The organism is Streptomyces klenkii, assembly GCF_003626645.1.
GTDB classification, from domain to species: Bacteria; Actinomycetota; Actinomycetes; order Streptomycetales; family Streptomycetaceae; genus Streptomyces; species Streptomyces klenkii.
In genome coordinates this window covers 134,400-145,313 of sequence record NZ_RBAM01000010.1, presented here as the reverse complement: position 1 = coordinate 145,313, position 10,914 = coordinate 134,400, and the positions used below count along the sequence as shown (strand labels likewise).

8 protein-coding genes and 1 pseudogene are annotated in these 10,914 nt (G+C 69.8%); 4 read left to right on the top strand and 5 right to left on the bottom strand.

Translation table 11 applies throughout. From position 1 onward, the window contains the following. Window positions 1–64: 64 nt before the first annotated feature. The 3 genes from D7231_RS24130 to glsA all read left to right on the top strand — a co-directional run bounded on the left by D7231_RS24130 (window position 65) and on the right by glsA (window position 4,267). A complete protein-coding gene (locus D7231_RS24130; protein WP_241999891.1) occupies window positions 65–1,195 on the top strand; it encodes an FAD-dependent monooxygenase in 1,131 nt (376 codons plus the stop codon). Window positions 1,196–1,317: 122 nt separating this feature from the next. Continuing rightward, window positions 1,318–2,334: a helix-turn-helix transcriptional regulator gene (locus D7231_RS24125; protein ID WP_241999890.1), complete on the top strand. Its 1,017-nt coding sequence runs from the start codon at window positions 1,318–1,320 to the stop codon at window positions 2,332–2,334. Window positions 2,335–2,695: 361 nt separating this feature from the next. Further along, window positions 2,696–4,267 carry a glutaminase A gene (glsA, locus tag D7231_RS24120; RefSeq protein WP_120757632.1) on the top strand — a complete coding sequence of 524 codons (1,572 nt, stop codon included), beginning with the start codon at window positions 2,696–2,698 and terminating at the stop codon, window positions 4,265–4,267. A gap of 29 nt (window positions 4,268–4,296) precedes the next feature. Here glsA and D7231_RS24115 read toward each other — a convergent pair whose 3' ends face one another. The 3 genes from D7231_RS24115 to D7231_RS24105 all read right to left on the bottom strand — a co-directional run bounded on the left by D7231_RS24115 (window position 4,297) and on the right by D7231_RS24105 (window position 6,942). Then, window positions 4,297–4,533: a hypothetical protein gene (locus D7231_RS24115; RefSeq protein WP_120757631.1), complete on the bottom strand. Its 237-nt coding sequence runs from the start codon at window positions 4,531–4,533 to the stop codon at window positions 4,297–4,299. A gap of 394 nt (window positions 4,534–4,927) precedes the next feature. Next, window positions 4,928–5,641, bottom strand: a complete 714-nt coding sequence (locus D7231_RS24110; RefSeq protein WP_120757630.1) for a response regulator — start codon at window positions 5,639–5,641, stop codon at window positions 4,928–4,930. Then, complete coding sequence (locus tag D7231_RS24105; RefSeq protein ID WP_241999888.1) at window positions 5,638–6,942, bottom strand: sensor histidine kinase; 1,305 nt, start codon at window positions 6,940–6,942, stop codon at window positions 5,638–5,640. Before D7231_RS24105 ends, D7231_RS24110 begins: the two co-directional genes overlap by 4 nt. Before the next feature lie 149 nt (window positions 6,943–7,091). Between D7231_RS24105 and D7231_RS24100 the strand changes: the two genes are divergently transcribed. Further along, window positions 7,092–8,153 carry a CPBP family intramembrane glutamic endopeptidase gene (locus tag D7231_RS24100; protein WP_241999887.1) on the top strand — a complete coding sequence of 354 codons (1,062 nt, stop codon included), beginning with the start codon at window positions 7,092–7,094 and terminating at the stop codon, window positions 8,151–8,153. Here D7231_RS24100 and D7231_RS24095 read toward each other — a convergent pair. Both D7231_RS24095 and D7231_RS24090 read right to left on the bottom strand, forming a co-directional pair. Further along, window positions 8,085–8,708: pseudogene (locus D7231_RS24095) on the bottom strand (SDR family NAD(P)-dependent oxidoreductase); the annotation flags it as partial. The gene D7231_RS24100 and the pseudogene D7231_RS24095 sit on opposite strands and share 69 nt — an antisense overlap. Continuing rightward, complete coding sequence (locus tag D7231_RS24090) at window positions 8,708–10,396, bottom strand: GMC oxidoreductase (protein ID WP_158673812.1); 1,689 nt, start codon at window positions 10,394–10,396, stop codon at window positions 8,708–8,710. The gene D7231_RS24090 and the pseudogene D7231_RS24095, both read right to left, overlap by 1 nt. Window positions 10,397–10,914 lie beyond the last annotated feature (518 nt).

Sequence of the window (10,914 nt, the reverse complement as noted above, 5' to 3'; positions counted from 1 at the left end):
TGCGGATAAGGCGGAGCGGCGGCGGCTCCTAGGGTTCGGTGAATTCGGGGCTCAGGAGGCGTATATGAACACCTTTCGTGGCGTGCGGACGGCCGTGATCGTGGGCGCCGGCGTGGCCGGGCTGACGGCGGCATCGGCTTTGGCCCGTAGGGGGTGGCGGGTCGAGATGGCCGAGGCGGCCGGCCCGGAAAGGACGACGTCCGGATGGGGGCTCTGCCTGACGGGACCGTCGCTGCGCGCGCTGGACGAGCTGGGCCTTGCGGAGGTGTGTCTGGCCGAGGGCTACGGGTTGAGTGTGATCACGCATGTGGACGTGAACGGCGAGCCCGCGGGCCGGGTCCGGTTGCCGCGCCTCCTCGGCGCGGAGCGGCCGGCGATGGTCGGCATGGCGCGCCCCGTACTGCATCGGATCCTGCACGAGGCGGCCGAGCGGAGTGGTGTCGTGGTGCACCACGGGATGACGGTCGTGGCGGTGGACCAGGAGGACGAGCTGGTCCGTGTCCGGTTCTCGGACGGGACGGTCCGGCGGGTCGCGCTGTTGGTGGGTGCAGACGGGATCTGCTCGTCGGTCCGGGGCCTGCTGGGGCTTGAGACCTCGGTCGACTACCACGGGCAGATGGTGTGGCGGGCTCTGGTGCCGCGCCCGGCGTGGGCGACGGGTGTCCATCACTTCGCCGGCAAGGTCAACACGGCTGGTCTCGTTCCCCTTTCGGACAGCCAGGCGTATGTGTTCCTGACGGAGAACGGAGTGGAGGCGGGCACCCTGCCCGACGCCGAGCTCGCCCCGCGCCTCCAACAGCTGCTGGAGGTCTTCCCGGGGCGCGTGGGGGAGACCAGCTCTCTCGTGTCCGTGCAGGAGTCGGTGGTACGCCGTCCGGTGCAGACGGCGTTGCTGGAGAGCGCCTGGAACCGCGGGAACGCCGTCGTCATCGGTGATGCCGCGCATGCGCCGGCACCGCAGATGGCCAGCGGCGCGGCCCTGGCCATCGAGGACGGGCTCGTGCTGGCCGAGGAGCTCGAACGACGCGAGTCGGTCGGCGCGGGGCTCGCGTCGTTCGTCAGCCGGCGCGCACCGCGCTGCCGAACGCTCGTCCGGGCCTCGGTGGAGATCGCCGGGCTGGAACAGGCACAGCGTCACGACGAGGCGTACCGACTGGTCGATGCCTGCCACCGCCGGATGGCCGAGCCCGCGTAACCCCCAACCCCGACGCGCAGAGCGCTTCGGCGGTCTGCCGTCCGCACGACGTGCCGGTGACACCGGTGCCGACGCCCCCTGCACTATCTTGTTCGTCCTGCTGGACGCCGAGCCGTCGGCCGATGGGCCAGCAGGACATGGGAGGTGAAGCCGTGGCTGCTCCACTGGGAGACTTCCGCATCACCCGGTCCCGGAATCCTGTCGACCTGCTCAATGCCGCCACCCGGCTGTTCGGCGGCTCGATCACTACCTCCCCCCTGCACGGCTTGCACGGCCTGCGCGGCGGAGATCACGAACTGCGCGGTGCGGCCGCCCCCGATTTCGCGATCGGCTACTTCGCCTCGCCGCTCGGCGTCCGCGTCGCTTCGGCAGCGGCCGGCCGCGGTTCCTACTTCGTCAACATCGGTGTTGCCGGAGAAATCGTGGCGTCCCGGGGCACCCTGCGCACGACCCTCGACAAAACCACCGCGGGAGTCGTCAACCCCGGAGACACCCAGGAACTGCGCCCCTGCCGCCGCGGCCGGACGCGGTTCCTGGGGCTGAAGATCGATGCCGCCTTGGTCGATCAGGAGTTCGCCGCGCTGACCGGGCACCTGCCGGTGTCCACCGTGCGTTTCGACTTCCCCCTGGACCTGGCCGGGCCGAAGGGCCGGGCGGTACGGCTGCTGGTGCATTCCCTCGTGGAGCAACTGGACTCGGGAGACTTCTTGTTCCAGCGTGCGGAGCTCCAGCGCAGCCAGCTGCGGTGCATCGTCACCGCCCTGCTGCTGGCCCAGCCCCATACCCACACCGCCGAGCTGCGGGACGGCCCTCAGCCCGGTCACCCGCGCTCTTTGCGTGCGGCTCTCGCGTTCATCGAAACGAACATCGCCGAACGCATCACCCTCACTGACATTGCCGCCGCCGCAGGCTGTAGTCCGCGGACCGTCAGCTCCGCATTCCGCGCACGGCTCGGACTGTCCCCCATGTCGTACGTGCGCAACCTGAGGCTGAACCGGATCCGCGAGGACATCCTCGCCTCCACCGATCACGTCAGCACCATTGCCTACCGGTGGGGCATTTCCCACCTGGGGCGCTTCGCCGGCGAGTACCGCGACCGCTTCGATGAGCTGCCCTCCGCCACCGCAGCTCGCCGGTAGCGAGCCCGTACCGAGATGTGCGGTGCGACCCGCCTGCGCATTGACGGTACGCGCCGATCCGCGCCGGAGCGCGTCCGGGCGTACGGCGCGTGGGGAGTGAGATGCCCCGGGCTTCGCAACCGCACCACCAGGTTGAGTGCGCCTGTTCCGGTGAGGCTGGTTTTCGTCTCTGGTGGCCGGGAATCGTCGGTGCGGTGGGGATTGCCGGGACGGCGCAGGGCTTCTCAGCTACCTCACGGCTCGGCCCGCGACGCCCGTCGGCCGGTTTTCCGGCAAGGCACAAGGACCTGCCTGCTGCCCTGATCGGAGGAGTTCTTTGGCCGCTGCGAGACCTGGGAAGCGGCCTGCGGAACGCCCCTCCGTGCCCAGTGCCCTTCGCTGCCGGGGCGGAGGAACTCATGCGGGTGTTCTCGGCTGCTTCGAGCATGACTCGTCCGGCCGGCTCTCCCCGGATCTGCTGCTGGAGGTGCTGTGCGAGGCGGGCATCCTGCCCGACGACCCCAGGATCGCCGAGACCATTGCCAATCTGGACCGCGCGTGTTCCGCTCAGCCGCCGGCCGAACCGTTGCTGCTGACGGCGGAGGAGTTCTCCGCCGCCACCCGGCTCAACCGGGGCCTCATCGAGCGGGCGGCCCGCGGGGAGCTCGCGGTTCCTGACTTCCCCGCGCTCGTGGACGATCTCCAGCGCATCTACCAGGAGGTCCGCGCCGACCGGAGGGGCGCGGTCGCCGCGTACATTCCCCAGCTCGCGCGGGTGGATGCGGACCAGTTCGCGATTTCGGTATGCACGGTGGACGGGCAGCGTTTCTCGATCGGGGATGCGGGAGTGAAATTCTGCCTGCAGTCGGTGTCCAAGACCGTTAGTTACTGCATTACCTTGGAGGAGCACGGGCCTGACACCGTCCACCGCTATGTGGGACGGGAGCCGAGCGGCCAGGGCTTCAACGAGCTGACCTTCAACAAGGCGGGCCTGCCGCACAACCCGATGATAAATGCCGGGGCCATCATGAGCTGCGCGCTCATCCGGCGCGGCCTGGACGCCGCGGACCGCTTCGACTACGTGGCCGAGACCTGGAAACGCCTCGCGGGCGGGCGCAGCGTCGGTTTCAACAATTCCGTCTATCTGTCCGAGCGCAACACCGCGGACCGAAACTTCGCCCTCGGCTACTCGATGCGGGAACGCGGCGCCTTCCCGTCCGGCACGGACCTTCTGGCCACCTTGGAGTTCTACTTCCAGTGCTGCTCGATCGAGGTGGACGCGCAGCAGCTGGCCGTTGCGGCGGCTTCTCTGGCCAATGCCGGGGTGTGCCCGCTGACGGAGGATCCCGTGTTCTCCGCCCAGACGGTGCGCCACTGCCTGTCACTGATGTCCTCGTGCGGCATGTACGACTTCTCGGGCGAGTTCGCCTTCACGATCGGACTGCCCGCCAAGAGCGGGGTGTCCGGTGCCTTGATGCTGGTCGTGCCCCAGCTGATGGGCATAGCCATCTGGTCGCCCCGTCTGGATGCCCAGGGGAATTCGGTGCGGGGGATCGAGGTCTGCCGGCGCCTGGTCGACTGCTACAACATCCACACCTACGACCTGCTCACCGGCACCGGTGCCGGGACCGGCAAGCGCGACCCCCGCCTCAAGCGTCAGCAGAGTGCTATCGAAGGCATCGTGGGACTGTGCCTCGCCGCCAGCCGGGGTGACCTCAGCGAGATCCGCCGCCTCGCCGCCTGCAACGTCTCCCTCGGCGCCACCGACTACGACGGACGCACCGCCCTGCACCTGGCCGCGTCTGAGGGGCACCGTGACACCGTGGAATTTCTCCTGTCCGTGGGGGTCGACCCGAAGCCCGTGGACCGCTGGGGCGGGACGCCCTTGGACGACGCCAACCGGGCAGGTCACGGGCAGGTGGCCCGGCTGCTCGCCGACGCCGCGGGGTTGTGACCCGGGCCGGGCGCCGGGGCGGGGAGGGCTCAGGGCCAGTAGGCGTGGCGGAGGGCCACGAGGACGGGCAGCAGTTCCGTGGCCGGCGGGAGGTTCCGGCCACGTGCCGTGACGATGTCCCAGGTGCCGTTGCCGGTGCGGTGAGCCTCCCCCAGGACGACGGGGCGAGTGATGTCGGTGACGTCGTGGAAGACGACGGTGTCGCCCTGTGCACGGGCACGGTAGGAGCGGCCCATGCACCGGATGGCGATCGGCCGGGCGGTCACCTCGGCGATCTGAAATGTTCGACCGGTGCGGACCGGATCGGTACCGCTCGCGGATTCCCCTCGCAGGGCATCGCCATCAGACTCCATCGGTTACCTTCGGTGGCAGACTAATTACTATTCGTCATGATAGTGATCCGGGGTGATCTCCTGTGAGAGAGCTTCTGCGACAGATGATGGTTTCGAGGGGCACATAGCGGTGAGAGGGGCGCACAGGGAGCCCGCACCAGCGCACGGAGTGCGACCGCGACGCGCCGGGCCGGCGTGCCTGGCAGGCCACTTTGCCGCGGCCATCCCGGCCTGCCATTGCGGCCTTTCGACGACTGCCTTTCGGTGACTGCCTTTCGGTGACTGCCTTTCGACGACTGTCTTTCGGTCGCTGCCTTTTGGCCCGCACTCAGCTGTGACTCAATCGCGTATCTACAGGCCGGTCCACCGCCGGGCTTCCCGTGCCGGGGACGACGAAGCCGTACTCGTAGGCGAGGATCACGGCCTGGGTGCGGTTCCGGGCGCCCAGTTTGGCCAGGAGGTTGCTCACGTGAGTCTTGACGGTCTCCAGGCTGACGACGAGCCGGCCGGCGATGTCCGGGTTGGACAGGCCCCTCGCCATGAGGCGGAGGATCTCGGCCTCGCGGCCCGTGAGCGGGGGCACGCCGCGCGCGGGGCGTGCCGGTGGCGAGGGCCGCGCGGCGACGAGTCTGCGGACGGCGTCGGGGAAGAGGACGGAGTCGGTCGTGGCGACCAGGCGTACGGCATGGGCGATCTGCTCCGAGGGCGCCCGCTTCAGGACGAAGCCGCTCGCGCCGGCACGCAGGGCGTCGTAGACGTACTCGTCGTTCTCGAAGGTGGTGATCACCACGACCTTGGGCGGCCGGGGGAGAGCGGTCTGGAGCCGGCGGGTCGCCTCGATGCCGTCGATCCCGGGCATGCGTACGTCCATCAGTACGACGTCGGGCCGGAGCTCGGTGGCGAGGGCCAGGGCCTGGTGGCCGTCGGCGGCCTCGCCGATGACGTCGAGTCCCGGTTTGGCGGACAGCAGGGTGCGCAGGCCGGTACGGGTGAGCTCCTCGTCGTCGGCGACGAGGAGGGAGACGGTGGCGGTCGTGGTCATGGCGCCGACCGTAGCGGGATGCGGACGGCGAGCAGCCAGCAGGTGCCGGAGGCGTCGGGGCCCGCGGAGACCTCCCCGCGGAGCAGGTGCACGCGCTCGCTGATGCCGGTGACGCCCTGACCGTTGCCGCGGCGGTGGGCACGGCCGGCGAGCGGGTGACGAGCCGTGGCGAGCACCGGATCGGCGATTCGGTTGATCCAGTTGATCGGGTTGATCCGGTTGGTCACCTCCACTTCCAGCCACGCCGCCGTGGCGGCCACCCGCAGGCCGACGGGCTCGGACGGCCCGCCATGGCGCAAGGCGTTGGTGAGGCCCTCCTGGACGATCCGGTACGCCTCCCGGGATACGGTCGCCGGTACGCCCGCCATGTCACCGGTGACGTCGGAGGAGACATCCGTCCCGGTCCGGCGCACCCGGTCCACCAGAGCGTGCAGGTCGGTCAGTGAGAACGGCGGGGACGTCGGCGTCCGGCCCTCCCGTAGGAGGCCGAGGACGTGGTCGAGGTCGTCCAGGGCCGCGCGGGAAACCTCCTCCAGCCCGGTCAGGGCGCGCCGGGCCGCAGCGGGGTCGGTCTCCACGAGTTCCTTCGCCACCGCGGCCTGAATGGTGGACGCGGTCAGGGAATGGCCGATCGAATCGTGCAACTCCCGGGCGAGTCTGTTGCGTTGTGCCAGCACGCGCACTTGGCCTTCGAGCGCGGCGAGCCGCTCGGCGGGAAGCGGGCCGAGCAGCGGCGGAGCCAGCCGCCTGAAGAGGGAGCCCGCGCCCTTGGCCGCGCAAACGGCCAGGGCCGGGAGCAGGGCGGCGGCCGGCAGCGTCCACAGCCCCGGCGCACCGCCGGCCACGTCCACGGGCAGGAACACGGTGATCCTGTCTCCGCCCCTGAGCCAGGCGGTGGGGAGGGCGGCGGCCACCATGAGGAGGAGCCCGGAGACGGTGATCGACGCCCCGCCCAGCAGCCCGTGCAGGACGAGCCACGCACCTGTGCGCAGGCGGTGCGGCTGTGCGTCCGCTCCTGTGACTGAGTGGCCGGGAGCGGGCAGGGCCGTGTCCAGCAGGCTGTTGGCCAGCCGTACGGATACGGACCGGGCGACGCGGAGACGGCCGGCCGCGACGCAGAGCCCGGACCAGACGACGAGGCAGAGAGCCGCGCGTACGGGCCCCGGCCAGCCGGCCGGGGCCGCCGCGACCGCCAGGACCGCCGCCGCGAGCGCCGGCAGGCCGGCGGCGGCGCCGAGAAACGCGTGGAGCCAGCTTTTGCAGGTATCCGCGAGGAACGGCGGAGGTATGAGCGTGCGCACGCCGGGGAGTATCGCACTCGCGTCTCGCCGCGGACTTCCCCCGCAAGAGCCAGATGCGGGTTCCCCCGCTACCGGGATGTGCCGACCGCCCCGCCCGGCGAAAGTTGCCGTGCACTTGCAGACAACATGGGGAAAGCGGGGGTGCGTTCATGGCATCGAAGGCGTTGTCGCCGGAATCAGGCGGGATGAAGAAGAGCCGGATGAGAGAGAACCGGACGAGGAAGAAGGGGGTGACGGCCTTCCTCGTCATCTGCTTCGGAGCCAGTTGGGCCTACGTCTTCACGGTCCGTTTCGCCTGCGGCCTGTCGCTGGAGAATCCCCTCGTACAGCTGCCCTTCGGGTTCATGCCGGCCATTGCGGCGGCCGTGGTGCGCCGCTGGGTCACCAAGGAGGGCTTCGCGGATTCCGGCCTGCGCCTGCGGCTGCGCAGCGCGTGGCCCTATTACGCCGCTGCCTGGCTCGGCCCCTTGGCGCTGACCGCCGCCACCATGGGACTGGCGGCGGCACTGGGACTGTGGACCCCGGACCTCACCCCGCTCCGGGACTTCGCCGGCGGCATGCCCGCGTGGGCATTCGTCCTGCTGCTCATGGCCGTTCTACCGCTCTTGACACCGATCTACGGTGGCGAAGAGTTCGGCTGGACCAGCTATCTGCGCCCCCGTCTCTCTCCCGGCAGCTCCGCGAAGGCCACCGTGCTCACGGGCCTCATCTGGGCGTCGTGGCACTACCCGCTGGCTTTCGCCGGCTACATCGAATTCCCGGGCGTCCTCGTCGGCCTGCTGGCCTGGACGGTTTCCTTCCAGTTCCAGGAGGCGCTCCTGGTGCGGCTCTATGTGCGCAGCGGGAGCGTCTGGGTCGTCAGTCTTGCGCACGCCGGCAACAACATGGTCCTCTCCCTCGTCTCAGGCATCCTTCTGTCCGAGGGCGCGGGCCTGGAGACCACACCGGTCACGCTCCTGATGACCGCCCCGATGGCCGTCGTCTGCGCCGTACTGGCGCTTTGGGGGAGGAGGCGCCCCCGGCCGGCCCGCTTCGATCGGTCAGCCCCCGTCGTACGCGCGTTTCGCGAGCGCATCGGCAGCCGTGTACCCGCCGTCCACAGTGATTTCCGTGCCGGTGACGAAGCGGGCGTCGTCGGTGAGCAGGAACGCCACGACCGAGGCGATGTCGTCGGGGAACCCATTGCGCCTCAGCGGAGTCAATCCGGCTGATTCCGCGGGCGCGTCGGCATCGATATAGCAGGGCGAGACGGTGTTGACCCGGATTCCGGCCGGCCCGAGCACGTTGGCGAGGCTCTTCGTCAGGTTGGTGAGGGCGGCCTTGCTCGCCGAGTAGGCGAGTGCGTTGAATGAGCCCGTCGCCCCCGCCGTGCTGGAGATATTGACGATGGAGCTGCCGGGCGGCATGGCGGGAGCGAGCGCGATCGCGGTGGCCAGCGGGCCCCGGAGGTTGACGTCGAACACCCTGTCCCAGGATTCCAGGCTGGACTCCCAGGAGGTGAACTCGATCACCGCGGCGTTGTTCACGAGCCCGTGGAAGGGGCCGGCGGCGGCCAGCCGGGCGAGCGTGGCCGCTGATTCCTCCCGGTCGCAGTAATCGAGGTGGACCATCTCCTCGACGCCGAGGGAAAGGAGTTCCTCCGCGTCGGCCGCGCCGGTGTTGTACGTGCCGACGACGGTCACTCCGCGGCCGGCCAGTTCGAGCGCGATGCCCCGGCCGATGTCTTTCGACGCTCCGGTGACCAGAACACGCTTGTCCGCGAACATCACGCCTGTGCCTCCGATGTCCCTCGGTGCGGCTTCCGGTCATCAGTCTCGGCCGCAGTCTCGGCCGCAGCTTCAGTCTCGGCCAGGAAATGGGCCAGGCGCCGCGCCAGTGCCAGGGTCGTGAGCGAGGGGTTGGCGGCGCCCATGCGAGGAAAGGTCGCCGGCCCGCAGGCGTAGAGACCCGGGACGGCGGCGAATGCGTGGCGGTCGTCGAGTACCTCACCCAGCGGCAACGTACAACCCTCGTGGTCCTCGGTACCCAGCAGGCTCGACCACGTGAACGGCCCTTCGGACGCTTCCGCGCCGATCGACTCCGGCAGCACGAACGCGTTGGTGCGAACCGGGTGGTCGAAGTCGTCGAAAGCCAAGGGCGTGGCGGTGAGACCGAACTCGGCGGCCAGCCGGCGCCACACCTCCTCCAGCACCCGGTGCTGGCGTCCGACGACGTCCCGGTCGGCCGGGGCCAGATTCGCCGTGACCGTGGTGCGCCACGGGTACGCGCCGCCCGGCTCGCACGTCACGCGGCTCCCCGTCCCGGGCAGCTGCTCCCCGGTGAGCCGCACGTCGAAGAGAAGGACGCCGGGTTCGGGCCGTTCAACCGTGATGAACAGGTTCGACCGGACGACGTCCTCGCATGCGGCCACGTACGAACCGGATGCGATGCCCGACAGGCCATGGGATGCACTGCCGCCGCCGGCATCACCGCCACCACCGTCACCGGAATCACCGCCATCACCAGCATCACCGGCGTCGCGAACGCGCAGGAAGAAGCCCTGGACGATGTGATCGGTAAGCCCGTCCAGGCGGGGCGGGCGGCCGGGGTCGACGGCGCACAGCGCCTGGATGGCCAGTCTGCTGCTCTCGATGGTCCCGGCTGCCAGGACCACCGAGTCCGCCGAAATCCGGCGGGGCTCGGCGTTCGGGCCGGTTTCCCTGACGAGGACGCCGCGGGCCCGCCCGTCCTTGATGTCAACCGAGAGGACTTCGGTGCCGCACAGGAACCGGATGCCGCGCGGGCCGTCCAACGCGGCGCCCGTTACGGGGTCCCGCCAGTGGTCCAGAGGGGAGTAGGCGTACCAGCGGCCGTCGTCACCGAACCGGGTTTCGGCCTGCGGGGTGCGGACGAGACGGAAACCTCCGAGCTCCAGCACCGGTTGCTGCCGGTCGAGCCGGTTCGGGTCCACTCCGAGGTCCGCCGCGACCTGTTCGTAGAGCGGTCCGCCGCCCCGCCACGAGCCGCGCAGGTCTTTCACGATCGATTCCGGCCAGTCGGCCAGCGCCCAGTTCTCGACCGGCAGCGACGCGCCGTACCAGTACAGTGAGCGCCCGCCGAGGCGCTTGCGCAGACCGGCGTTGGCGGCGTAATGCGGGGCGGATTCCGGTATCCAAGGACGGTGGAAGTGCGGGTCGCCGGCGGGATCGAGGAAGGTGCGCAGCGCTTGATCGGGCTTGTGTGCGGAATGGATGTGCAACAGATCCTGCGCGGGTCCGGCTTCGATGACCAGGACGTCCTCGACACCGAGAGCGGCCAGTTGCCGGGCCACTTCGAGGCCGGCGAGCCCACCTCCGGCGATGACGACCCGGCTGTGCGGGTCACCGGTGTCACCGGTATCCGGAACCGGAGCGTGCCACTGCCGTTCGGGAAGATGCGGATCGGGAAAGTGTGGAGAGGGATCAGCTGTCGGCACGGTGGTACTCCATCGAGTTCGTCGGGTCCGTGCATGCGGCCATGTATGCGGTCCATGCATGTGGTCCATGCATGCCGTCCACGGATCGGGTCGCACTCATCCTGAGGGGGCTGTCAGCCGTCCCGGCAACGCGTCGGAGTTCAGGGCGGGTTCGGCGATCGGCCACGTCCGAGCTGCCAGGTGGCGCCGGTCCGGTTTCCCGCTCGGGGCGAGGTGGATTTCCGCGACGGCTGTGCTGCGGCCCGGAACTTGACAGAACGTCCTACCACGGGTAGCCGGCAGGTCGCAATCGGTTCGTAGTTATCCGTCGATGGCGTGGCCCTCGACCCGGCCCGCGGGTCCAAGGGCCGTGCCCGGTCACCATGACCGTAAGTATTCGCTACGGCCGTCCGATAGCCGGCCGGGGGGTTGACAGGCCGCGGCGCGGCACCGGAGGATTTCCAGCCGGTGACGAAGAAAAGATGCTTGTCCTGCGCCAAGGCCGATCTCCAGCTGCTCTCTCCCTCACTCAAGTCCCA

What these genes read in the sequence shown, in the direction of transcription:
- D7231_RS24130 (WP_241999891.1), top strand. Translation starts at nt 65, where the DNA reads ATGAACACCTTTCGTGGCGTGCGGACGGCCGTGATCGTGGGCGCCGGC.
- D7231_RS24125 (WP_241999890.1), top strand. Translation starts at nt 1,318, where the DNA reads ATGGGCCAGCAGGACATGGGAGGTGAAGCCGTGGCTGCTCCACTGGGA.
- D7231_RS24110 (WP_120757630.1), bottom strand. Translation starts at nt 5,641, where the DNA reads ATGACCACGACCGCCACCGTCTCCCTCCTCGTCGCCGACGACGAGGAG.
- D7231_RS24100 (WP_241999887.1), top strand. Translation starts at nt 7,092, where the DNA reads ATGGCATCGAAGGCGTTGTCGCCGGAATCAGGCGGGATGAAGAAGAGC.